A 22,700-nucleotide genomic window follows, 5' to 3' on the forward strand; every position below is an offset into this window, starting at 1 on the left:
ATGACGGAGGAGGCAGACCGCACCCAATCACCCCATCGTCGGGATGACGAACGCGTCGTTATTGCGCGCCGGACCGCCATCCTCGGCCATCGCCGGCAGCGCAGACCCGTCCGGCCAGCGCTGCGTGATCGTCTTGACCTTCGTCCAGAACTTCACGCCTTCCATGCCGTGCTGATTGGTGTCGCCGAACGCCGAGCGCTTCCAGCCGCCGAACGTATGATACGCGACCGGCACCGGGATCGGCACGTTGATGCCCACCATCCCGACGTTCACCCGCGCCGCGAACTCGCGCGCCGCGTGGCCGTTGCGCGTGAAGATCGCGACGCCGTTGCCGTATTGATGCTCGCTCGGCAGCCGCACCGCCTCCTCGAAATCGGCAGCGCGGACGATCTGGAGCACCGGCCCGAAGATCTCCTCCTTGTACGCCGACATCTCCGTCGTCACGTGGTCGAACAGCGACGGCCCGATGAAGAAGCCCTTCTCATGCCCCTGCAACGCAAACCCGCGCCCGTCGACGACCAGTTCCGCGCCCTCGTCGACGCCGGTCTGGATCCAGTTCTCGATCCGGGTACGGTGCGCCGCGTTCACAACCGGCCCGTAGTGCGCGTCATTGTCGGTCGACACGCCGACGCGCAGCGCCGCGATCGCCGGGATCAGTTTCTCGCGCAGCGCGATGGCGGTCTTCTCGCCGACCGGCACCACCACCGGCAGCGCCATGCAGCGCTCGCCGGCGCTCCCGAACGCCGCGCCCGACAGGTCGGCGACCACCTGGTCGAGGTCCGCGTCGGGCATGACGATGCCGTGGTTCTTCGCGCCGCCCATTGCCTGGACGCGCTTGCCCGCCTCGACGCCGCGCCGATAAACGTAATGCGCGATGTCGGACGATCCGACGAAGCTTACCGCGGAGATCGCCGGGTGATCGAGGATCGCGTCGACCATTTCCTTGTCGCCGTGGACGACCTGGAAGATCCCCTCGGGCAGCCCCGCCTCGACGAACAATTCGCCAAGTCGCACCGGCACCGAAGGATCGCGCTCGCTGGGCTTCAGGATGAACGCGTTACCCGTGGCGATCGCGACGCCCGACATCCACAGCGGGATCATCGCCGGGAAGTTGAACGGCGTGATCCCCGCGCCGATGCCGAGTGGCTGGCGCATCGAATACACATCGATCCCCGGCCCGGCGCCCTGCGTATATTCGCCCTTGAGGATGTGCGGAATGCCGCAGCAGAACTCGATCACCTCGAGCCCGCGCTGGATATCGCCCTTCGAATCCGCGATCACCTTGCCGTGCTCGGACGACAGGAGCCGCGCGAGTTCGTCCATGTTCGCCTCGACGAGCCGCTTGAACTCGAACATCACGCGCGCGCGACGCTGCGGGTTAGTCGCCGCCCAGCCCGGCTGCGCCTTCTGTGCTGCGGCGACCGCACGGTCCAGATCGGTTGCGCCCGACAGCCGCACGCGCGCCTGCACCTCGCCCGAATTCGGGTCGAACACGTCGCCGAAGCGCTCCGCCGTGCTGGCCGCACCGCTAACGAAATTCTCGATAGTCCGCATGGCATCCTCTTCTTGTTGCACGCACCGTCGGGCATAAGCGTTTCGCAGCCAAGCGGGGTTGTTTGCAGAATCGCTCTGCGAATATGCAGCATAGGGTGAGGCGTTCATGGATTGGGACGACGTCCGGTATTTCCTCGCTTTGGCGCGCACGCACCGGCTTGGGCCAGCCGCAAAACTGTTGGGACAGGACGCGACGACGGTTTCGCGGCGCCTGCAGCGGTTGGAGAGGCGACTCCAGACGACGTTGTTCGAACAGACCGTGGCGGGATACGCGCTGACCGAACGCGGCGCAGCGCTGCTCGACCACGCCGAGACGATGGAGGCGTCTGCGCTCGGCATCCAGGAAGTGGTCGGCACCGACGCGGGCGTGCTCGCCGGCCCGATCCGGTTGAGCGTCTCGGAAGGCTTTGGCAGCCGCATCCTCGCGCCGCGTCTCGCGTCGTTCACCAACCAGCATCCGCGGATCGCGGTGGACCTGATCGCGTCGACCGGGTTCCTCAATCCCTCACGGCGAGAGGCGGACATCGCGGTGATGCTCGCACGCCCCAAGAGCGGGCCGTTGGTCGCGCGCAAGCTCACCGACTATCATCTCGGCCTCTACGCGCACCCGGATCACCTCGCGCGGACGGGGCCGATCGCAACCACCGCAGACCTGATGCGGCACCGGCTGATCGGCTATGTGCCCGACATGATCTACGCGCCCGAACTCCGCTATCTGGCCGAGATCGACGGTAGGCTCGATGCCTCGATCCGTAGTTCGAGCATCGTCGCGCAAGCCGAACTTATGGCGGCGGGGGCGGGATGCGGGATTCTTCCATGCTTCATCGGCGACGGAGTACCGGGATTGGTGCGCGTGCTGCCCGACGCCGTCGATATTCAGCGCTCGTTCTGGCTCGTCGTCCACCGCGACGTCCGCCGGATCGCGCGGATCGACCGGTTCATCGCCTGGCTGGACTCGACCATTGGCGACCTGAAGCCGCTGATGATGGGCGTGTCGTCCCCACCAATTGCCGCCCCAGAGTGAGGCCCGTATAGATCGATGTTGCATGGCAGCATCGCCGGGCCTGGAGCAGCGCGTTGATCCCCAAACTCTATCATCAGATGATCGACGCGATCGGCGACGGCACCGGCCTCCCCGATATCATCCTGCACATCCACGCCGGCATGGCGCTGTTGATGATCGCCCGCCTGATCACGCGGCGGTCGTTCGGGACGTTCATTCCGTGGTGGGTGGTCGTCGCCGGCGAGGCGTTCAACGAGATCATGGATCGGCTGAACTTCGGATCATGGCGGTGGGAGGATACCTCGCTGGACATCGTCAATACGTTGCTGTGGCCGACTGTCATCTGCCTTGGGGTAAGGTTGCGGCCGATGATCCGGCCGCGGACGACGGTGGAACCGGTGCGGGACGACACCGCTTCATAATCCACTGCCCGTCATCCTGACACACTCCGTCACCCTGACGAAAGTCAGGGCCCAGAGTTACGGGCGTCGTCGTTTGTGGCTCTGGGTCCTGACGTTCGTCAGGATGACGGAATAAGGCGCGTCTCAGCCCAGTTCGATATACCGATGCAGATGGTAGTCCTCGTCGCCGAGCTGGTGGTCGATCATCACTAGGCGCTTGGCGTAGTGCGACACGGCGTATTCCCACGTCATGCCGATTCCGCCGTGCAGCTGGATCGTTTCTTCCGCAACAAGCGCGCCGGTCCGCCCGATCGTGTATTTCGCCGCAGACAGGGCACGGTCTCGCGCGCGTGCGTCGTCGCCGTCGAACGCCGAGGCCGCGTTGATCACCGCGGAATGCGCCTGCTCGATCTCCAAAAGAACGGTCGCCATGCGGTGCTGGAGCGCCTGGAACTTCCCGATCGGCACGCCGAACTGCTTCCGGTCGCGGAGGTAGCCGAGAGTCGCCTCCTTGACGAACTCCATCGCGCCGACCGCCTCGGCGGACAGCGCGAGCAACCCTGCCCCGACCGCCGCATCGACGATCGCCTGCCCCTGCTCTTCGCCACCGACACGCGCATCGGCGCCGAGCGTCACGTCCTCGAACGTCACGTCACCGGCCGCACCACCCTCGACGACGTTGAAGCTGCGGACTGATACCCCCGCCGTATCCGCCGGCACGAGGAACACGAGAGGATCACCAACCTGCTCGACGGTCACGACGAACACCGATGCCGCACCAGCCTGCGAAACGACTGCCTTCGTCCCGCTAAGCGCCCAACCGTCGCCGCTCTTCGTCGCGGTCACCGGCGTCGCGCCGTCATCATGCGCAAACGCGGAGATCATCTCGCCGGAAACGATTGCGGCCAGCGTCTCGTCATGCCCGCCAGCCTTCGCCAGCGCCCGCCCCGCCATCAGCGCGCCCAGAAACGGCTCGACCACCAGCGCGCGGCCGAGCGCCTCGAACACCACCATGATGTCGAACCCGCTGCCGCCAAAGCCGCCTGCCGCCTCGTCGAACAGCGCGGAGACGATACCGAGTTCGGTCAACTGCTGCCAGACGCCCGCGTCATACCCCGCCTCGCCATACGCGCCCGCGTTGCGCGTCTCGATCGGATAGCCGTCGCGCAGCGCCCGAACGAGCGTGTCGGCGAGCATGCGGCGGTCGTCGGTGTGTTCGAAGTTCATGGTATCACAGACCCAGGATGGCTTTGGAGATGATGTTCTTCTGGATCTCGTTCGACCCGCCGAAGATCGACAGTTTCCGATTGTTGAAATAGCTCGGCGCCGCCATCGCCGCGTCCTCCGGGCCGACATCCTCGCCGTTCCACCCGGCCTCCAGAGCTTCGGGTATGTAGGGCGCCGCGTAGGAGCCGTAGGCGCGACGGGTCAGCGACGTGATCTCCTGGCGGATCTCGGTGCCCTTGATCTTGAGCATCGAACTCTCCGCGCCGGGCGCACCGCCGCCCGCGACCGCCGCGAGCACGCGCAGGTTGGTCGTCTGCATGTTCGCCAGATCGATCTCGACCCGCGCCATCCGTGCCGCGAACAACGGATCTTCCGCCAGCGAGCGCCCGCCCTTCTTCTGCATCTGCGCGACTTCCTTCAGCCGCTCGAACGACGCGATCGAGAAGCCGACGCCGGCAATGTTGGTGCGCTCGTAGGTCAGCAGATACTTGGCGTAGGTCCAGCCCATGTTCTCTTCGCCAACGAGGTTCGCCACCGGCACCTCGACGTCGGTAAAGAACACCTCGTTCACCTCCTGCTCGCCGTCGATCAGCGTGATCGGGCGGACCTCGATGCCGGGCGACTTCATGTCGATCAGCAGGAACGAGATGCCCTCCTGCTTCTTCGCGGTCGCGTCGGTACGGACGAGGCAGAAGATCATGTCGGCATGCTGGCCGAGCGTCGTCCAGGTCTTCTGGCCATTGACGACATAGACGTCGCCCTTCCGGACAGCGGTGGTCTTGAGACCCGCGAGATCGGACCCCGCACCCGGCTCCGAATACCCCTGGCACCACCAGTCGGAGCCGTCGAGAATCCGCGGCAGCCACTGCTTCTTCTGCTCCTCCGAGCCGTATTTGATCAGCACCGGCCCGAGCATGTTCACCCCGAACGGCACGACGCGGGGCGCGTGCGCGAGCGCGGATTCATTGTCGAAGATGAACCGCTGGATCACACTCCAGCCGGGTCCGCCCCATTGCTCGGGCCAGTGGTTCGCCAGCCAACCGCGTTCGTTGAGGATCGCGTGCCATTCCTCCATGTCCGACTTGCGCAGGCGTTTCCCTTCGCGAACCAGCGTCGAGAGGCGAGCGGGAAGTTTGTCGCGGAAGAAGCTGCGGACTTCCTCGCGGAAGGCTTCTTCCTCGGGCGTGAAGCTGAGATCCATGGCCATGTGACTCCTGATGTTGGAGCCTGTGTGCCACAGTCGACCGGAGAATTGAAGGACCGGTATGGTCCGAAACGAAGAAAACGCAGTGCCGAACGACGCAGGTTAATCCGGACGGTATCGCGGCCCCTCCCGTCATCCTGACGAAAGTCAGGACCCAGAGCCAAGAACGTTAGCGCCCGTGACCCTGGGTCCTGACTTTCGTCAGGATGACGGAGTGGAGTGGGGCGATCGCCCCTTCAGAACCGGTAGCTGATCCAGCCGGCGAGGAAGTCGGAGTTCTTATACCCCGCATTCGTCAGCGCAGGCCCCGCGATCAAATGCTCGTACCGCCCGGTGAACGACAGCCGCGAGGTGAACGGGTACACCGCCTGGAATCGCAGCGTATCGGCGATCTTCTTGCCCCCGAAATTCTGCGTGCCCGCAAACGCGGAGCCGTTCGCACGGTACACCGCATCGCTCGTCGTATCGCGCCACGAGCGCTGATACTCCGCGGTCAGTCGCAGCTTGTCGAACACGCTGAACGTCACGTTGGGCGCCAGCGCGACCAGGTTGGTCGGCGTCGCGAACAGTTGATAGCTGTAATAGATGTTGTTGCCGAACGGCGCCAACGAGTTGCGCAGCGTGCCCGTACCATAGGCGCCGCCGCCGCTCGCATAATCGGCGTGGAAACCGACGCGGGGCGCGGACTTGCCCTCGCCGAGCTTGTAGGTCTGCGCCAGCAGGATCAGCCACGCCTTGATCGAGCGGTTGTCATACGAACCGCCCTGGTAATTGATCGTCCAGTCGAGATTGACCGGCCCCGCATCGCCCCAGACGTGGAGGCCGTAGAAGTTGCGGACTTCGCGCGCATTGTCCGTGCCCCATACCGCCGCGCGGTTGCGCAGGCGCCAGAGGAACGGATCGACGTACAGCTTCGAGCCCCCGAACAGCGTCTCTGGCACGACGATGCCCGTCGAGATACCCGAGAAGCGCCGCGCGCTCTCCGCGTTGTCGTCCTGTGTACCGCCATTGCCATACGCGGTCGGCTTGAAGTCGAACACGTCGGCCCGGACGCCAGCGGTGCGCGCCCAGGCGCGGAAGCCGTTGAAGCCAAAGAACAGCGTGTTGTTGTCGCGCGGCACGACCAGCAGGTTGGGACCGTCCGCAAACGTCTGGCGGCCATAGCGCACGCCGACGTCGACATCGGCGACCGTCCCGGTCAGGTCGACGAACGCCTGCTGCACGGCCAGCTTGTTGCGCAGGTTCGGCAGCGCGGTCCCGAGATTCTGCCCCTCCAGCGTGCCGTGCGCGAGTTCGCCATAGAAGCGGAGATGCTGACCGACATGCAAATCGGCGCCACCGAACAGGCGGAGAATGTCCTGTCGCTGTGCCTCGGCATTGCGCAGATTGGGGTTGGTCGTCTCGTTGACACGGAACCGCGCCTCGCCCGACAGCGTCAGGTACACGTCGCCATCACCCGCGATCGAGATGAACTTCAGCTGGTCGACGATGTCCTTGCGCTTCTTCGGATCGCGCAGCTTCGACCAGTCCTCCGCCCAGCGCGACTGGTTGTAGCCACCCGTCGTCGTACCGTCGCCGATCGCGGCGTTGGGATAGCTCTCGGCGATCGGCGAGGCTTCGGCGGTGCTCGACACGTCCTTGGCGCCGGCATTCGCCTGTCGCGAGGGCGGCGCTTCGGCCTGCGCCATCGCCGCGCTCGGAAAGGCCAGGGTCGAAAGTGCGGACGCGGCAAAGCCGGCCGCATACGCCATGCGGCGGATCGTCATCGAGGTCATAAGCAAATATCCGGTACAGGACGCGGGACCGGCGAACCGGCCCCGTACGCGTCAGTGGGCGGTAGCAGGGGCGGGGATCGCCGCCGGCACGAACTCGGGAAGCTTGCCCGACAAGGCGGCATCAAGCTTGTCGCGGTCGAGACCGCCCTCCCAGCGGGCGACGACGATCGTCGCGACCGCGTTGCCGATGAAGTTGGTCAGGCTGCGGCACTCGCTCATGAAGCGATCGACACCCAGGATCAGCGCCATCCCCGCGATCGGCACGGTCGGCACGATCGACAGCGTCGCGGCCAGGGTAATGAAGCCCGCGCCGGTAACGCCCGCCGCACCCTTCGAAGAGATCATCGCGACGACCAGCAGCAGTAATTCCTGCCCAAGCGTCAGGTGCGTGTTGGTCGCCTGCGCGATGAACAACGCCGCCAGCGTCATGTAAATGTTGGTGCCGTCGAGGTTGAATGAATAGCCCGTCGGCACGACCAGCCCGACCACCGACTTCTCGCAGCCTGCCGCTTCCATCTTCTGGATCAGGTTCGGCAGTGCGGCTTCCGACGACGACGTCCCGAGCACCAGCAGCAGTTCGGCCTTGAGATAGCGGATCAGCTTGAAGATCGAGAAGCCGGTGAGCCGCGCGACGGTGCCGAGCACGACGATGACGAACAGCGCAGCCGTCAGATAGAAGGTGGCGACCAAGGCACCGAGGTTGGCAAGGCTGCCGATCCCGTATTTGCCGATCGTGAAGGCGATCGCGCCGAACGCGCCGAGCGGCGCCGCGCGCATCAGGATGCCGACCAGCTTGAAGACGATCAGGCTGAGGCGCTCGAGGAAGTTCAGCACCGGCTTGGCAGGCTCGCCGACCAGGCTCAGCGAGATGCCGAACAAGATCGCGACGAGCAGGATCTGGAGGATGTTGCCCTCGGTGAACGCGCTGACCATCGTGTCCGGGATGATGCTCATCAGGAACCCGGTGATCGTCGTCTCGTGCGCCTTCACGGTGTAGTCGGCGATGCCCTTGGTATCGAGCGTGGCGGCGTCGATGTTCATCCCCGCGCCCGGCTGGACGACGTTGGCGACGATCAGCCCGACGATCAGCGCCAGCGTCGAGAAGAACAGGAAATACGCGAACGCCTTGCCCGCGACGCGGCCGACCGAGCCGAGCTCCTTCATGCCGGCGATACCCGTGACGAGCGTCAGGAAGATCACCGGTGCGATGATCATCTTCACCAGCTTGATGAACGCATCGCCGAGCGGCTTCAGCGCCGCGCCGTACGCCGGATAGAAATGTCCGAGCGCCGCGCCGAGCGCGATCGCGATCAGGACCTGGATATAGAGCTGGCCGCTCCAGCGCTTCCGCGCGGGCGTTTCCGCGACGCCATATGTCTGGGTGGGTAGGGTCAACATCGCCTCCTGCTATCCTCGTCCACTCACGCGGGACGTTGTGTGCGACGGTAATGCCGGGCCGAACCCAGGACTACAAGAGTAGCCCCTTCAGCGCTTAAAACGTTGGTTTTTAGCCATTTAGCAGCATACCCATTGTTCGGACGTGCGGAAATCGCCGCATTTCACCAATGGCGCGGCCGCCCGGTGTGTGATAATCCGCACAAAATGACGCGACTCCGATCTCCCCTTTTCGTCACCGCGTTGACGGTGCTGATGGCATTCGCGGCGCTTGGCGTGATCATCGCGGGAGTCGCCTCGATCTACGGCCAGCGCGCCGCCGAAGACGCGCGCGCGGGCGTGCGGATGCGCTCGGTCCAGCAGACTCGGAGCAACCTTCGCCTGCTCGAAGCCGAGTTGCAGACCTATCGCCTGCTACCGATCATGCTCGGCGAATATCCCGACGTCCGCGCGGCGCTGGCCTCGGGCAAGGTCGACCCGGCGCTCAACACCAAGCTCGCGCTGCTGGCGGAACGAACCGGCGCCCCGGTGATCTACGCGCTCGACACGCAGGGCATGACGATCGCCGCCTCGAACGCCGGCCGCACCGACAGCTTCCTCGGCCACGACTACAGGTTCCGCGACTATTTCACCAAGGCGATGGCGTCGGGCGCGACCGAGTTCTTCGCGCTCGGCAGCGTCAGCGGGCGGCCGGGCCTGTACCTGTCGCGAAGGATCGACCGCGCCGGCCGACCGCTCGGCGTGGTCGTGGTCAAGGTCGAGTTCGAGAAGATCGCACGCGCGTGGATTCAGGACCGGATGGCGACCTTCGTCATCGATCCCGACGGCGTCATCCTGATCTCCAGCGATCCGAAGCTCGAATTCCGCACCACCCGTCCGCTCTCGCGTTCGCGTCGCGCCGAGCTGGTCGAGACGCGCCAGTTCGGGACGTCGCCACTGGCCCCCGCCCCACTAACGCTAGCCGACGGGGTGTCACGTTTGCCCGACGGATCGCCTGCGATCACCGTGTCGCTGCCAGTACCGATCTCGGGCTGGCGGCTGGTGCATATGGAGCCGCTCGACGACGCCCTGCGCACCGCCGCGGCGCGCACGCGCTGGGCCACCGCGATCGCCGCAATGCTGACGATCGCGGCGATCCTCGGCGCATGGTGGCTATACGAGCGGCGCAAGCGCAACGTCGGCGCGCGCGCGGAACTGGAGGCGGAGGTCGCCCGCCGCACCGCCGAACTCCGCGCCACCGCCGATCGCCTCCAGATCGAGGTCGAGCAGCGCGAGGCCTCCGACCAGCGCTTCCGCCAGGCCCGCGAGGAACTCGCGCACGCCAACCGCGTCGGCTCGATCGGCACGATCACCGCCAGCGTCGCGCACGAGATCAACCAGCCCGTCGCCGCGATCCGCACCTTCGCCGACAACGCCGCGGCGTTCCTCGACCGCGGCGAACCGGCGCGCGCCGCGACCAATCTCCAGTCGATCGTCGACCTCACCAGCCGGATCGGCACGATCACCGCCGGGCTCAGGCGCTATGCCCGGCGCGGCGCAGGCTCGATCGGCCCCGTCGCGCTCGACGAGGCGATCGACGGCGTCCGCCTGCTGATAGGCGACCGCTTCCGCGCGAAGGGCGTGACGCTCGACCTGCCGAACGGTCCGGAAGCGCGACTGACGGTGATCGCCGGTCGCGTCCGCCTGGAGCAGGTGCTGGTCAACCTCCTCCAGAACGCGCTCGACGCGGTCGCCGACCGTCGCGCTGCCCGCGTAAGCGTCACCGTCGGGCGTAAAGGCCGAGACGTCGTACTGACCGTCGCCGACAACGGTCCCGGTATCGAGGCCGACATAGCCGACCACCTCTTCACCCCGTTCGCGACGAGCAAGAAGGACGGCCTCGGGCTCGGCCTCGGCATCGCGCGCGACATCATGACCGAGTTCGGCGGCACGCTCGACCTCGTCCCCGCTCCAGAAGGCGCCATTTTCCGCATGATCCTGGTGAAGGCATGAGCGAGCAGGCGGTTCTGCTCGTCGACGACGACGACGTGTTGCGCGGGGCGCTGGAGCAATCGTTCGAACTCGCCGGCATCGCGGTGATCGCCGAGCGCGATCCGACCGTCGCTTTGGCCCGCGTAACCGCCGGGTTCGACGGCGCGGTCGTATCCGACATTCGCATGCCGAAGATGGACGGCCTCGAACTCTTCCGCCGGATCGCCGCAATCGACCACGAGATCCCGGTGTTGCTGATGACCGGCCACGGCGACGTCGCGATGGCGGTCGCTGCACTGAAGAACGGCGCGTTCGACTTCATCCCGAAACCCTTCGCGACGGACCATTTGATCGCAGGCGCGCGCCGGGCGCTCGAAATGCGCCGCCTCGTCCTCGACAACCGCCGCCTCCGCGCCGCCGCCGAGGAAACGATCGGCGCCGAACCGCTGATCGGCGAGACCCCGGTGATGGTCCGCCTCCGCGAGACAATGCGCCAGATCGCCCAAGCCGATATCGACGTACTGGTCGAAGGCGAGACCGGCACCGGCAAGGAACTCGTCGCAGTCCTCCTCCACCGCTGGAGCAACCGCCGCTCGCGTCCGTTCGTCGCGGTCAACTGCGCCGCGCTGCCCGAGGCGGTCGCGGAGCTCGAGCTGTTCGGCCACGACGGCGACTCCCGCCTGCCGCGCACCGGCCGGATCGAGGCCTCCAACCGTGGTACGCTGTTCCTCGACGAGATCGAGAGCACGCTGCCGGCGTTCCAGGCCAAACTGCTGCGGGTACTGGAGGAGCGCGAGGTGATGCCGGTCGGCGGCGACCTGCCCCGCGCGCTCGACCTCCGCGTGATTGCCGCCGCCAAACCCGGCCTCGAACAAGCGGTCGAGGAAGGGAGGTTCCGCGCCGATCTGCTGTTCCGGCTAGACGCGGTCCGCCTGCGTATCCCTCCGCTGAGGGAACGCCGCGACGACATTCCGCTGCTGTTCGGCCATCTGCTTCATCAGGCCGCCGAACGGTTCGGCCGCGAGGTCCCGACGATCGACACCGCGACGCTAGCGTATCTCGGCCAACACGACTGGCCCGGCAACGTGCGCGAACTCGACAACCTGGCGAAACGTCTCGTGCTCCGGGTCGAGGCGGAAGAGTCGGTCGACGAAGACAGCGACATCCCCCTCCCCGCCCGCGTCGACAAGTTCGAGGAAGCGACGATCCGCGCCGTGCTCCAACAGGTAAGTGGCGACGTGCGGTCTGCGCTGGCCGCGCTCGGAATCCCGCGAAAGACGTTCTACGACAAGCTCAAGCGCCACGAGATCGACGTCGAGGCGTATCGCCCGACCAAGGGGTGACTTGTGATCCTCCCCCGCCAGGGGGAGGTGGCACCGAAGGTGACGGAGGGGGAGGACGCGGAACCGGGGTTGTCTCTTACCTCCCCCTTCGTCTGGCAAGTGCCAGCCACCTCCCCCTTGCGGGGGAGGATCACGAGTTCGCTCCGGCGGCAAGCGCAGCGCTAAGTCGGAATGACCGGCGGCGGCACACCGCCCTGCCGCGTGGCCACGAACTTCGCGAGCGGTGGCCCGATCAGCAACACCCCCAGGAACCGCAGCACCTGAAGCGCCATCACGAACGGCACATCGACCGGGCTCGATGCAGCGATGATCGCGACCGAGTCCATCCCACCCGGGCTAGTCGCCAGATACGCGGTAACCGGATCGATCCCCCACCAGCGCGTCAACGCCGCCGCGATCCCGCCGCAGAACGCGATCAGCAACGCGACCGACAACAGGATGCGCGGCATAGCCTTCCCCGCCACCCGCAACGTATCGCGCGTGAACGACAGCCCGATCCGCCACCCGACCACCGCATAGCTGATCGCGAGCAGCCACTGCGGCAACACCGGTTGCGCGACGCCAGTGACGTTGAGCGCCGCCCCCGCGACCAGCGACCCGAGCAGCGCGCCGGCGGGCAACTTCAGTACGACGCCAACACTCGCACCGACACCGGCAATCGCGATCGTCCGCAGCACGACCGGGGGGTCCACGGAGGCGAACCACGTGGCTGCGACATGATGCCCGCTCCCGCCACCGACCATCACCGCCGCCAGCACCGACGCGACCACCGCCACGCTCACGACCCGCGTGTACGTCATCACCGCGACCAGCCGCGAGTCCGCGCCATACGCCTGCGCCATCAACACCATCGCGCTCGCCGCGCCCGGCGTCGATCCCCACACCGCGACGGTCCCCGGCAACACCTGCCACCGGCTCAGCAAATACCCGAGCACGCTGCTGGCAGCGAGTGTGACGAAATTGACCATCAGGAACACCGGCCAGTGATCCGCCACCGTCGCGACGATCCCCGTGGTGATCGACCCCGCAATCAGCGTTCCGACCGCCGCCTGCGCCCCGCGAAACGCCGAAGTCGGCACGCTCAAAGACCATCCCCGCACCGCCAGCACGACCGCGGCGACCATTGGCCCGAGCAGCAACCCCGCAGGCAGCCCGACGACTTCGAGCAGCGCGGCGATCACCGCCGACAGCGCGGTCAAGACGGCCCACCGCCAGATCATGGCTTGGTGGCGAACCAGATCGTGTGCCGCGCGCCGCCCTTGCGCGTCGCCCGCGCGATTACTTCGTCCACCGCGAAATCCGCTTCGGCAAGCCGGGTGGTGAACGGCTTGCTCGGCGCCGACGACCACACGGCAAGCACCCCGCCCGGCCGCAAAGCCGCTCGCGCCAGAGACAATCCACGCGCCCCGTAAAGTCGATCGTTACCCGGCCGAGAAATCCCGTCGGGGCCGTTGTCGACGTCGAGCAGGATCGCGTCCCACTCGCCCTCGCCAATCGCCGCGGCGACATCGCCTTCGAAAATCCGCGTCCGCGGATCGGTCAGGCTGTCGCCGTGCAGCACCGCCATCGGCTCGCGCGCCCATTCGATCACCGCCGGTACGATCTCCGCAACCGCCACCTCCGCATCGGGCCCAAGCTGGGCCAGCGCAGCGCGAAGCGTAAACCCCATCCCAAGCCCGCCGATCAGCATCCGAACACCCGGCCGCCCCCCGATCCGGTCGCAAGCCTGCTCCGCCAGCGCCTCTTCCGATCCGCTCAGCCGGCTGTTCATCAACTCGTTCGCACCGAGCATGATCGAGAACTCGGCGCCACGCTGAAGCAAGCGAAGCTCACCCCCACCCGGCACCTGCGCCGTCCCGAGTAGAACCCGAGGAATCATGCCGACCAAGCCGCAATATCGTCCTGCTCGCCGATCAAGGCCAGCCCATGCGCGATCGAGGTCAGTTCGCCGCCGCTCATGATCGCCGCCTCGCCGAACCGCTCGACGAAGATTTGCCGGATGCGCGGGATCAGCGACGATCCGCCGGTCAGGAACACCCGGTCGATCTCGCCGCCACCGACGTTCGCGACCTCCAAGGCCCGGTCGACCGCCGCTTCGATTCGCACGACGTCGTCCGCAATCCAACCCTCGAACTGCGCCCGCGTCACGTCCGCCTCGATCTCCAGCCCCGCACCCGCAAAGTGGAAATGCGCATCCTCGCCACTCGACAGCGCGCGCTTGAGCGACCCGACCGCATCGTACAGCGGATAGCCAAGTTCGTTCTCGATCACCGCGATCATCCGCCCGATCGCGTCGGGATCCACGGCGGTCTTCTGCAACCGCTCGAGCTCGGTCATCGTCTTGCGGTTGCGCATCAGCGCGAGGCGCGACCAGTCCGCGAAGTCGGCGAAATACGCGCGCGGAATTTCCAGTTCCTTGCCGAACGACTTGTAGGCGCCACCCTTGCCCAGCATCGGCAGCACCAGCCGGTCGAGGATCCGGTAATCGAACCGATCGCCGGCGATCCCGACGCCAGCATGCCCAAGCGGCGTACAGCGCCGCGCCGCCCCCGGCTCGGCCACACGCACCACCGAGAAGTCGCTCGTCCCGCCGCCGAAATCCGCCACAAGGATCGTCGCCGGCTCGGTCAGCCGCGTCGCATAGCTGTAGGCCGCGCCGAGCGGTTCGTAGACGTAATGGATCTCCGCCCCGAAACCCTTAAACATCGCGTCATACCGCGTGCGTGCGAGCGCCTCGTCGGGTCGCGCGCCGGCATATTCGACCGGCCGGCCGACGACGATCCGGTGCGGCCGCGTGTCGAGCTTGCCGCCCGCGTGCGAAATCAGCTTTTCGAGGAACAGCTGGCCCATCTCCTCGAAGCGATAGCGCTTGTCGAAGACCGACGCCTGCTCGAACGTCTTCATCGCCGCGACCGACTTGAACGACTGGATGAACCGGCTGTCGAGCGGATACTCCATATATTCGGCGATCGCCCACGGCCCAGCATCCGACGCGAGCCCCTTGCCGCTGTCGTCCTGCCAGAAGCACAGTGCCGAGCGGAACACCGGGCTAGTCTCGGCAGGGGCGGCGAACGTCACCAGTTCCGGCGTGCCACCCTTCGTCCCGAGCGCCACGACACTGTTGGTCGTGCCGAAATCCAGCCCCAAAGCGGGGCCGCCAGCGTTCGTGTGCATCGCATGTTCTCCGTGAACGCGCGCCTATGGCGATACGAGGTGCGTGATGGCAACCCCGTGCGGGCAAAGTGCGACAACGGACGAGAGCATAATCAGCAGCCTTGGAGACGCCTGGTCTGCGTAGTCAGGACGGATCGATAAATCCCACCGCGTCCGCACAACTCTCCACTCCCCTCCCTGAAAGGGAGGGGTCGGGGGTGGGTCGGGTTCCGTATCATCGACCGTCAGCGTCACAAGCCGGCCAACCCACCCCCAGCCCCTCCCTTTCAGGGAGGGGAGATCGATGACGGTCGGTCCTAAAGTCGCTTCAACCGTACCAGCGCCGCATCGAGCGCGGAGAGGAAGCTCGACCGGTCCGCTTTCGAAAACGGCGCCGGCCCGCCGATCACGTCGCCGCCCGCACGCAGGTCGGCCATGATCGCGCGCGTTGCGATCGCGCCGCCGATGGAACTGGTGGTGAACGGCTTGCCGGTATTGGCCAACACGGTCGCGCCGGCCTTCACGCAGCGATCGGCGAGCAGGATGTCGGCGGTGATCACGACCGACTTCGCATCGGCCTGTTCGGCGATCCAGTCGTCGGCGGCGTCGAAGCCGTCGCTGACCACGACGCGCGAGATCAGCGGATGGACGGGGATGCGGAAATGGCTGTTGGCGACGATCGTCACGGGGACTTCGTGGCGCCACGCGACCTTGTAGATCTCGTCTTTGACGGGGCATGCGTCGGCGTCGACGAGGATGCGGACCGCGCTGGAAGATACGTTCGTCATCGTACACATCCCAAACCGCCCCACTCACTCCTGTCATCCTGACGAAAGTCAGGATCCAGGATCAAGCAGGGCGGCGTTCGTTACTCTGGATCCTGACTTTCGTCAGGATGACGGAGTTCTGTGGGCCACGCGCCCTTCCCTAGTAGGAAGAACGCGCGAGTCCCTCAGCTCCGCTCGCGGTTGCCGCGGTACGGGGGCTTGCGCGCAGGAGCCGGCCCGCCACGCGGGGCCGCACGGTGCAGCGTCGAGCGGGGGCCGCTCGCATTGCTGCGACCACCGCCGCCGCCGTCATGCCGAGCACCGCTCTCGGGCGCGCCCTGCATCGCCTCAATCGCCACGCCGCTCTCTTCCTCGCCAGCCTGTGCCGTACGCTGGATCGCCGCCGAGAACCGCGACGCTACGGCGCGCGGAATCTCGAACGCCGTCTCGTTCGGCCCAATCCGGATCGCACCGATCTCCGACTTGGTGATGTGGCCACGACGGCAGATCAGCGGCAGGATCCAGCGCGGATCGGCGTTCTGGCGACGACCGATGTCCATGCGGAACCAGACGGTGTCCTCGAAGCCCGCGCGCGGACCCTGCGAACGCTCGTCCTGAGTCGGCTGCTTGCTCTGGTCGATCAGATCCTCGGCCTGCGGCATCGTCGCGCGGTGCATGTGCACCAGCGCGGCAGCGATGTCCTCCGGCGTCTTCTCGGCCATCAGGCGGACGGCGAGCGCGCGATCCTCCTCCTCGACCTCGACCGGCTGCAACAGCATGCCGATCAGCCGCTCGTGATCGTTCTTGCGGATGTCCTCCGCGGTCGGGGCGTTGACCCATTCCGCGTTGATCTTCGCACCACGGAGCATCATCTCGACGCGACGGCGACGCGGGAACGGCACGATCAGGACGGCCGTACCCTTCTTGCCCGCACGACCGGTACGGCCCGAGCGATGCTGGAGCGTCTCGGCATCGCGCGGCAGCTCGACGTGCACGACCAGCGACAGCGTCGGCAGATCGATACCGCGTGCGGCAACGTCGGTTGCGACGCAGACGCGCGCGCGACGGTCACGCAGAGCCTGAAGCGCAGCGTTACGCTCGTTCTGCGAATGCTCGCCCGACAGCGCGACGGCGGCAAAGCCACGCTCGACGAGGCTGGCATGCAGATGGCGCACATTGTCACGAGTCGCGCAGAACAGCATCGCCGTCTCCGCCTCGTGGAAGCGCAGCAGGTTGATCACCGCATGCTCGATCTCGGACGGCGAGACCGTGACGGCCTGGTACGAGATATCGCCATGACCGCGGTCCTCGCCGACGGTCGAGATCCGCAGCGCATCCTTCTGGTAACGCTTGGCGAGCGCGACGATCGGCCGCGGCATCGTTGCCGAGAACAACAGCGTGCGACGCGCTTCGGGAGACGCATCGAGGATCTGCTCGAGGTCCTCGCGGAAGCCCATGTCGAGCATCTCGTCGGCCTCGTCGAGTACCGCGACCTTGAGGGCCGACAGGTCCAGCGCGCCACGCTCGAGGTGATCGCGCAGACGGCCCGGCGTGCCGACGACGATATGCGCGCCGTGCGCGAGCGAACGACGCTCCTTCGAGGCATCCATCCCGCCGACGCAGGTCGAGATGCGCGCACCAGCCTTGGCATAGAGCCACATCAGCTCGCGGCTGACCTGAAGCGCGAGCTCGCGAGTCGGCGCGATGCAGAGGACGAGCGGCTTGTGCGGCGCGGGCAGGCGCTGGACGCCGTCCTCGCCGGCTTCACCGAGCAGTTCGCCGGCCATCGCCAGGCCGAACGCGACGGTCTTGCCCGAGCCGGTCTGCGCCGACACGACGAGATCGCGACCGATCGCATTGTCCTCGATCACATGAGCCTGGACGGGGGTGAGCGCGGTATAGCCGCGCGCTTCGAGCGCCTCGGAAAGAAGCGACGGAATATTTGTAAAAGGCATGTACGTCCTAATTGGTGGCCGGCTTACGCAACGGCAAGGCACTGGCGTGGTGGTCCCTACAGGACTTGACCCGCGGCCCACCCGCTCGACCATGCCCATTGGAAGTTGTAGCCGCCGAGCCACCCTGTGACATCGACCGCTTCGCCGACTGCATACAGCATTGGTACGCGTTTGGCTTGCATTGTTTGCGATGACAGTTCCGCGGTGCTGATTCCGCCTGCGGTGACCTCGGCCTTGGCATAGCCTTCGGAGCCATTCGGCGTGAATTGCCAATGGCTTAGCGCGCGTTCGGCGTCCTGGAGCTTGCGGTCGGTGAGCGTGGAAATCTCGCTCGTCATGCCCAATCGCTCGCTCAAAGTCTCCGCGAGTCGGTCCGGGAGCGTGCTGCCGAGCAGTTTCCGGAGAGTCGCGCGCGGCGTGGTACGCTTGGCGGCGGGCAGCCAGCCGGACTCGCGATCGGGGAGGAAATCGATGCCGACGGGCTGGCCGTTGCGCCAATAGGACGACGCCTGGAGGATCGCCGGGCCGGACAGGCCGCGGTGCGTGAAGAGCGCGGCCTCGCGGAATGCGGTCTTGCCGGCGGTGGCGACGACTTCGGCGGCGACACCGGACAGTTCGCGGAACAGCGTCTCGTCGCCGCCTAGCGTCAGTGGGACGAGCGCGGGGCGTGGCTCGACGACCTTCAACCCGAACTGCCGCGCGAGATCATAGGCGAACCCGGTCGCGCCCATCTTGGGGATCGACGGGCCTCCGGTGGCGATGACCAAAGCGGGCGCGGTGACGGTGCGGCCGTCGAGCGACACGCGGTAGCGGCCGTCTGCGTGGTCGACCCCGGTGACCGCGCGGCCGAGCGACAGGTCGACGCGGCCCTTGTCGCATTCGTCTAGGAGCATCTCGACGATCTGCTTCGCGGAGCCGTCGCAGAACAGTTGGCCGAGCGTCTTCTCGTGCCACGCGATGCCGTAGGACTCGACGAGCGCGAGAAAATCTTGCGCGGTGTAGCGGCCGAGCGCGGACTTGGCGAAATGCGGGTTGGCGGAGATGTAGCGGTCGGCGGCGGTGTGGACGTTGGTGAAATTGCACCGTCCTCCGCCGGAGATCAGGATCTTCTTGCCCGCTTGGTCGGCGTGGTCGACGAGCAGGATTTTCCGGCCACGCTGGCCTGCGACGGCGGCGCACATGAGGCCGGCGGCACCGGCTCCGAGGATGATCGCGTCGTATTCGGACAAGTGTAGCTCCGTGCGGCTTGGTTGGGCGAGCCGCTAGTCAAGAATGTTTCCCCGCGAAGGCGGGGACCCAGACTGGGCTCCCGCCTTCGCGGGAGAACAAGGGGTGGCCGCTGTAGCGTGTTCGGGCGGGGCCACATAGGAGGTAACCCGCATATCCGTCAGCCACACCCGCGCTCGATCTATAACCACCCCGGCGGAGGCCGGGGCCCAATTGGGGGACGGCAATGACGCAAGTTGCGCCCCGTTACTGCGACCTTTCCAATTGGGCCCCGGCCTTCGCCGGGGTGGTGCCATTTGGGCGGGGTGGTGTCTCTCGCGGTGGCGCCATTCGGAGTGGCGCCAAATGGAGAAGCCAAAACGTCCGATGGTCTGGTGGAGTACGATAACGCCCCCTTTTCCTCCCTCTCCCCTCCGGGGAGAGGGTCGGGGTGAGGGGCAGCCAAGCAATGCACCGCCAAGAACAGCCCCTCACCCAACCCTCTCCCCGGAGGGGAGAGGGCTCAGGACCCACAAATTACCGCAGCTTCGCGATATTCAACGAGTCTTCCTTCGCTCGAACCTTCACCGACTCCTCGCTCCGAGTCAGCGCCTTGGCGATCGCCTTCAACGCCATGCCCTTCTTCGCCAGCGTATGCAGCTTCTGGATCTCGTCCTGAGTCCAAGCCTGACGGTGCCGTTCGAATTTCGCCTCAGCCATCAGCCCTCATCCTTGTCGATCGCCAGAACCTCGATCGCGTCCGCCTTGTCCGCGAACGCGACCGTCTCGCCAACCGCCGCGCCCATCAGCGCGCGCGCCAACGGTGCCGAGAACGCCAGCCTGTCCTCGCCGGGCTCGGCCTCGTCACCACCAACGATCGCGATCACCCGCTCAACCCCGTTCATCCGAACCCGAACCCGCGAACCGATTCCAACTTCGTCATCCTCGGGCGAAGGCGCGAGTTCGGCGGTCGTCTGGCGCGTGTGCCAATAGCGGAGGTCGCGCAGCAGCAGCTTCCGCGCTTCCTCATCCGTCTCCGCCGCAACCGCAGCCTCGATTTCGGTCACCCGCTCGCCGAGCAACCGCAACCCCCGCGCCGTGACCAGATTAGGCCCTGGCGCGATCGGCTGTTCGAACTTCGGCTCGAGATGTTCCTCGTCACTCTCGCGACGGAAGGCGACGCTCATGCCCTTACTTCAAGCACGCGACGATTCCGGCGATCGCCGCCAGCGTGCCATCGACGTTCTTCACCTTCACGACGTCCAGCCCAAGCTGCTCCGCCGGATAGTCGTTCCCGCCCGGGAAAATCGCGTCGCCGATGAACATCATCTTGTCGAGCGCGATGCCGCTAGCCTCGTTGAGCTTCTTCAACCCGTACGCCTTGTCGACACCCTCGCGCGTGATATCGATCGAGGTCGCGCCGCCCATGTTGATCGACAGACCCGGCAGGCGCTTCTGCAGATCGGCCTGGATCACCTTGCGCTTGGCGAAGTCCGGATCCCAGCTGTGCTTGGCATCGATCGGCGCTTCCTGACCGAGCGCGGAGAACGTGATCTGGCTGCCCCGATCCTCGATCCGCTCGCCCCAGGTCTTCTCCGGCACGAACCCGGTAGCTTCCAGCGACTCGTCGAACGCCTTGAGGATCTTCTGCTTCTCGTCCTCCTCGAACAGCTCGGCGTACACCGCGCGCCATTCGCCATCGAAGCGGTACAGCTTCGTCCCGGTCGTCGGCATCAGCCAGAGCTTGGTACGGTCCGCCCGCTCGGGCAGCCGCGACGCGACCTGCTTTTCGAACTGCGGCCAGTCGCCGCCCGAGATCACCGCGACATGCGCGACGTCGAGCAGGTTCGCCAACGCCTCACCCATTGGCTCCTGCAGGGGCTGCTTGCTCTCGGCCAGCGTTCCATCGAGGTCGAAGGCAACGAGGTCTTTCATGCGGAAACTCCGGTAAGGATGAAGGTGTCGATCGCGTGGGCGACGCCGTCGGCATCGTTCGCGCTGGTAATCTCGTGCGCGACGTCACGGACAGTCTGTGGCGCATTGCCCATCGCGATCGCCAGCTTGGCGCGCTTGAGCATCGCGATGTCGTTGGCCTGATCGCCGATCGCCGCGGTCTGCGTCAAGCTGATGCCGAACGCGTCCGCCAGTTCCTCGATCCCGCTGCCCTTGTTGCCAGCGACGGGCGTGATGTCGAGATAATAGGTCTGGCTCTGGACGATCGTCGCCTGCGTATCGAACTTCGCTGCGACCTTCGCGTGCAGGTCGCGCAACAGATCCTCGTCATCGCTGACGAAGGTCACCTTGTCGGCCTTGGCGAGCAGGTCGGTGAAGTCGGAGACGATCACCGGGTCCTGCGCGGAGGCCTTCTTCTCGCTGCCGACATGCCCGCCCTGATCGGTGCTGGCGTACCAGACGTCGTCCGCGAAGAACCACGTATCGACCGGCGCGTCGCCGATGATCTCCATCGCGCCGCGGACGACATCGACGTCGATCATGTGGTGCTCGATCACGGTGCCGTCGCGCTTGAACACGATCCCGCCGTTGAACGCTCCCATCGGCTCGTCGATGCCGAGCAATTCCGCGATCGGCATCATCCCCGAGCGCGGCCGCGCGCTGATGATCGTGAAGCCGAGGCCCGCCGCCTTTAACCGCTTGACCGCATCGACGGTCGCGGGCGTCACCTTCTTCTCCTTGTCGACGAGCGTGCCGTCGACATCGGAGACGAGGAGCTTGATATCAGCGCTCACTGCGGCATCTCGACATGACCGCCAAAGCCATAGCGCATCGCCGACAACAGCTTGTCGCCGAACGTGTGGTCCACGCGGCTGCGATAGCGCGCATACAGCGCCGCGCTCAGCACGTTGGCGGGCACCTTCTCCTCCATCGCCGCGTCGATCGTCCACTGGCCCTCGCCCGAGTCCGCGACGCTGCCGCTGAACCCTTCGAGCGTACCGTCCTTCGCCAGCGCGATCGCCGACAGGTCGAGCAGCCACGACGAAATCACGCTGCCGCGACGCCAGACTTCGGCAACGTCGGTCAGGTTGATGTCAAAGCGCTCCTCCTCGACGACATGCTCGCCGGACTTGCCCTTGAGGATGTCGAAACCCTCGGCATAGGCCTGCATCAAGCCGTATTCGATGCCGTTATGGACCATCTTGACGAAGTGGCCGGCGCCCGAGGGGCCTGCGTGGATATAGCCCTTCTCGGCGCGCGGATCGGCCTGACCCTCGACGCGGCCCGGCGTGCGGACTATCGTTCCCATGCCCGGCGCGAGCGTCTCGAAGATCGGATCGAGCAGGTCGACCGTTTCCTTGTCGCCGCCGATCATCATGCAATAGCCGCGCTCCAGCCCCCACACGCCGCCCGACGTGCCGACGTCGACATAGTGGATGCCCTTCTCGGCCAGTTCCTTTGCGCGGCGGACGTCGTCCTTGTAGAAGCTGTTGCCGCCGTCGATGATGATATCGCCCGAATTCGACTTCGCGGCGATCGCCTGGACGGTGCTCTCGGTCGGCTCGCCCGCGGGCACCATGACCCACCAGATCGCCGGGGTGTCGAGCTTGGCGTGCATGTCGTCGAGCGAGTCCGCACCGATCGCACCGTCGGCGGCGAGCTTCTTGACGGCTTCGGCATCGCGGTCGAACGCGACGACCTCGTGGCCGTTCTTCATCAACCGGCGCGCGATGTTGCCGCCCATCCGGCCGAGGCCGATCAGTCCGATCTTCATGGGGAATTCCTTGCTTACC

20 protein-coding genes are annotated in these 22,700 nt (G+C 66.2%); 4 read left to right on the plus strand and 16 right to left on the minus strand.

Annotated elements, in window-relative coordinates; translation table 11 throughout:
* Positions 1-27: 27 nt before the first annotated feature.
* A complete protein-coding gene (locus AC1ME3_RS03185) occupies positions 28-1,554 on the minus strand; it encodes a CoA-acylating methylmalonate-semialdehyde dehydrogenase (protein WP_060527230.1) in 1,527 nt (508 codons plus the stop codon).
* 106 nt (positions 1,555-1,660) lie between these two features.
* Between AC1ME3_RS03185 and AC1ME3_RS03190 the strand changes: the two genes are divergently transcribed.
* Together AC1ME3_RS03190 and AC1ME3_RS03195 are read left to right on the plus strand one after the other, a co-directional pair.
* Complete coding sequence (locus AC1ME3_RS03190) at positions 1,661-2,578, plus strand: LysR family transcriptional regulator (protein ID WP_480954822.1); 918 nt, start codon at positions 1,661-1,663, stop codon at positions 2,576-2,578.
* A 53-nt stretch (positions 2,579-2,631) separates the two neighbouring features.
* Positions 2,632-2,979, plus strand: a complete 348-nt coding sequence (locus AC1ME3_RS03195) for a hypothetical protein (protein ID WP_480954823.1) — start codon at positions 2,632-2,634, stop codon at positions 2,977-2,979.
* Between the two features lie 123 nt (positions 2,980-3,102).
* Here AC1ME3_RS03195 and AC1ME3_RS03200 read toward each other — a convergent pair whose 3' ends face one another.
* The 4 genes from AC1ME3_RS03200 to AC1ME3_RS03215 form a co-directional block, all read right to left on the minus strand.
* Positions 3,103-4,185, minus strand: a complete 1,083-nt coding sequence (locus AC1ME3_RS03200; RefSeq protein ID WP_480954824.1) for an acyl-CoA dehydrogenase family protein — start codon at positions 4,183-4,185, stop codon at positions 3,103-3,105.
* 4 nt (positions 4,186-4,189) lie between these two features.
* Positions 4,190-5,386 (minus strand): acyl-CoA dehydrogenase family protein, encoded by a 1,197-nt coding sequence (locus AC1ME3_RS03205; RefSeq protein WP_480955747.1) that lies wholly within the window; start codon positions 5,384-5,386, stop codon positions 4,190-4,192.
* A gap of 239 nt (positions 5,387-5,625) precedes the next feature.
* Positions 5,626-7,164, minus strand: a complete 1,539-nt coding sequence (locus AC1ME3_RS03210; RefSeq protein ID WP_480954825.1) for an alginate export family protein — start codon at positions 7,162-7,164, stop codon at positions 5,626-5,628.
* A 51-nt stretch (positions 7,165-7,215) separates the two neighbouring features.
* On the minus strand, positions 7,216-8,562 hold the full coding sequence (locus tag AC1ME3_RS03215) for a dicarboxylate/amino acid:cation symporter (protein WP_480954826.1): 1,347 nt from the start codon (positions 8,560-8,562) through the stop codon (positions 7,216-7,218).
* A gap of 204 nt (positions 8,563-8,766) precedes the next feature.
* On the opposite strand from AC1ME3_RS03215, the gene AC1ME3_RS03220 reads away from it, so the two are divergent.
* Positions 8,767-10,551 (plus strand): sensor histidine kinase, encoded by a 1,785-nt coding sequence (locus tag AC1ME3_RS03220; RefSeq protein ID WP_480954827.1) that lies wholly within the window; start codon positions 8,767-8,769, stop codon positions 10,549-10,551.
* Complete coding sequence (locus AC1ME3_RS03225; RefSeq protein WP_480954828.1) at positions 10,548-11,873, plus strand: sigma-54-dependent transcriptional regulator; 1,326 nt, start codon at positions 10,548-10,550, stop codon at positions 11,871-11,873. The genes AC1ME3_RS03220 and AC1ME3_RS03225 overlap by 4 nt, the downstream gene beginning before the upstream one ends.
* Positions 11,874-12,034: 161 nt before the next feature.
* Here the strand turns inward: AC1ME3_RS03225 and AC1ME3_RS03230 are convergent, their stop codons facing one another.
* From AC1ME3_RS03230 to gnd, 11 genes are all read right to left on the minus strand, one after another.
* Complete coding sequence (locus tag AC1ME3_RS03230) at positions 12,035-13,093, minus strand: AbrB family transcriptional regulator (protein ID WP_353465591.1); 1,059 nt, start codon at positions 13,091-13,093, stop codon at positions 12,035-12,037.
* A complete protein-coding gene (locus AC1ME3_RS03235; protein WP_480954829.1) occupies positions 13,090-13,752 on the minus strand; it encodes a spermidine synthase in 663 nt (220 codons plus the stop codon). Before AC1ME3_RS03235 ends, AC1ME3_RS03230 begins: the two co-directional genes overlap by 4 nt.
* Complete coding sequence (locus AC1ME3_RS03240; protein ID WP_480954830.1) at positions 13,749-15,047, minus strand: Hsp70 family protein; 1,299 nt, start codon at positions 15,045-15,047, stop codon at positions 13,749-13,751. Before AC1ME3_RS03240 ends, AC1ME3_RS03235 begins: the two co-directional genes overlap by 4 nt.
* 296 nt (positions 15,048-15,343) lie before the next feature.
* Entirely contained in the window at positions 15,344-15,814 is a 471-nt protein-coding gene (locus AC1ME3_RS03245) for a YaiI/YqxD family protein (protein ID WP_480954831.1), read from the minus strand.
* A gap of 164 nt (positions 15,815-15,978) precedes the next feature.
* Entirely contained in the window at positions 15,979-17,748 is a 1,770-nt protein-coding gene (locus AC1ME3_RS03250; protein WP_056055171.1) for a DEAD/DEAH box helicase, read from the minus strand.
* 56 nt (positions 17,749-17,804) lie between these two features.
* Positions 17,805-18,977: a BaiN/RdsA family NAD(P)/FAD-dependent oxidoreductase gene (locus AC1ME3_RS03255; RefSeq protein ID WP_480954832.1), complete on the minus strand. Its 1,173-nt coding sequence runs from the start codon at positions 18,975-18,977 to the stop codon at positions 17,805-17,807.
* 514 nt (positions 18,978-19,491) lie between these two features.
* Positions 19,492-19,674: a hypothetical protein gene (locus tag AC1ME3_RS03260; protein ID WP_055881387.1), complete on the minus strand. Its 183-nt coding sequence runs from the start codon at positions 19,672-19,674 to the stop codon at positions 19,492-19,494.
* The gene (locus tag AC1ME3_RS03265; protein WP_480954833.1) at positions 19,674-20,141 is read right to left on the minus strand and encodes a GreA/GreB family elongation factor; all 468 of its coding nucleotides are present in this window, start codon (positions 20,139-20,141) and stop codon (positions 19,674-19,676) included. The genes AC1ME3_RS03260 and AC1ME3_RS03265 overlap by 1 nt, the downstream gene beginning before the upstream one ends.
* Positions 20,142-20,145: 4 nt before the next feature.
* On the minus strand, positions 20,146-20,889 hold the full coding sequence (locus AC1ME3_RS03270) for an HAD-IIB family hydrolase (RefSeq protein WP_254685397.1): 744 nt from the start codon (positions 20,887-20,889) through the stop codon (positions 20,146-20,148).
* Entirely contained in the window at positions 20,886-21,701 is an 816-nt protein-coding gene (locus AC1ME3_RS03275) for an HAD family hydrolase (RefSeq protein WP_480954834.1), read from the minus strand. The genes AC1ME3_RS03270 and AC1ME3_RS03275 overlap by 4 nt, the downstream gene beginning before the upstream one ends.
* A complete protein-coding gene (gene gnd / locus AC1ME3_RS03280) occupies positions 21,698-22,681 on the minus strand; it encodes a phosphogluconate dehydrogenase (NAD(+)-dependent, decarboxylating) (protein ID WP_056060803.1) in 984 nt (327 codons plus the stop codon). The genes AC1ME3_RS03275 and gnd overlap by 4 nt, the downstream gene beginning before the upstream one ends.
* Positions 22,682-22,700: the final 19 nt, after the last annotated feature.

This window comes from Sphingomonas sp. BL2 (assembly GCF_056680015.1).

What these genes read in the sequence shown, in the direction of transcription:
- AC1ME3_RS03185 (WP_060527230.1), bottom strand. Translation starts at nt 1,554, where the DNA reads ATGCGGACTATCGAGAATTTCGTTAGCGGTGCGGCCAGCACGGCGGAG.
- AC1ME3_RS03190 (WP_480954822.1), top strand. Translation starts at nt 1,661, where the DNA reads ATGGATTGGGACGACGTCCGGTATTTCCTCGCTTTGGCGCGCACGCAC.
- AC1ME3_RS03200 (WP_480954824.1), bottom strand. Translation starts at nt 4,185, where the DNA reads ATGAACTTCGAACACACCGACGACCGCCGCATGCTCGCCGACACGCTC.
- AC1ME3_RS03205 (WP_480955747.1), bottom strand. Translation starts at nt 5,386, where the DNA reads ATGGATCTCAGCTTCACGCCCGAGGAAGAAGCCTTCCGCGAGGAAGTC.
- AC1ME3_RS03210 (WP_480954825.1), bottom strand. Translation starts at nt 7,164, where the DNA reads ATGACCTCGATGACGATCCGCCGCATGGCGTATGCGGCCGGCTTTGCC.
- AC1ME3_RS03215 (WP_480954826.1), bottom strand. Translation starts at nt 8,562, where the DNA reads ATGTTGACCCTACCCACCCAGACATATGGCGTCGCGGAAACGCCCGCG.
- AC1ME3_RS03220 (WP_480954827.1), top strand. Translation starts at nt 8,767, where the DNA reads ATGACGCGACTCCGATCTCCCCTTTTCGTCACCGCGTTGACGGTGCTG.
- AC1ME3_RS03225 (WP_480954828.1), top strand. Translation starts at nt 10,548, where the DNA reads ATGAGCGAGCAGGCGGTTCTGCTCGTCGACGACGACGACGTGTTGCGC.
- AC1ME3_RS03230 (WP_353465591.1), bottom strand. Translation starts at nt 13,093, where the DNA reads ATGATCTGGCGGTGGGCCGTCTTGACCGCGCTGTCGGCGGTGATCGCC.
- AC1ME3_RS03235 (WP_480954829.1), bottom strand. Translation starts at nt 13,752, where the DNA reads ATGATTCCTCGGGTTCTACTCGGGACGGCGCAGGTGCCGGGTGGGGGT.
- AC1ME3_RS03240 (WP_480954830.1), bottom strand. Translation starts at nt 15,047, where the DNA reads ATGCACACGAACGCTGGCGGCCCCGCTTTGGGGCTGGATTTCGGCACG.
- AC1ME3_RS03245 (WP_480954831.1), bottom strand. Translation starts at nt 15,814, where the DNA reads ATGACGAACGTATCTTCCAGCGCGGTCCGCATCCTCGTCGACGCCGAC.
- AC1ME3_RS03250 (WP_056055171.1), bottom strand. Translation starts at nt 17,748, where the DNA reads ATGCCTTTTACAAATATTCCGTCGCTTCTTTCCGAGGCGCTCGAAGCG.
- AC1ME3_RS03260 (WP_055881387.1), bottom strand. Translation starts at nt 19,674, where the DNA reads ATGGCTGAGGCGAAATTCGAACGGCACCGTCAGGCTTGGACTCAGGAC.
- AC1ME3_RS03265 (WP_480954833.1), bottom strand. Translation starts at nt 20,141, where the DNA reads ATGAGCGTCGCCTTCCGTCGCGAGAGTGACGAGGAACATCTCGAGCCG.
- AC1ME3_RS03270 (WP_254685397.1), bottom strand. Translation starts at nt 20,889, where the DNA reads ATGAAAGACCTCGTTGCCTTCGACCTCGATGGAACGCTGGCCGAGAGC.
- gnd (WP_056060803.1), bottom strand. Translation starts at nt 22,681, where the DNA reads ATGAAGATCGGACTGATCGGCCTCGGCCGGATGGGCGGCAACATCGCG.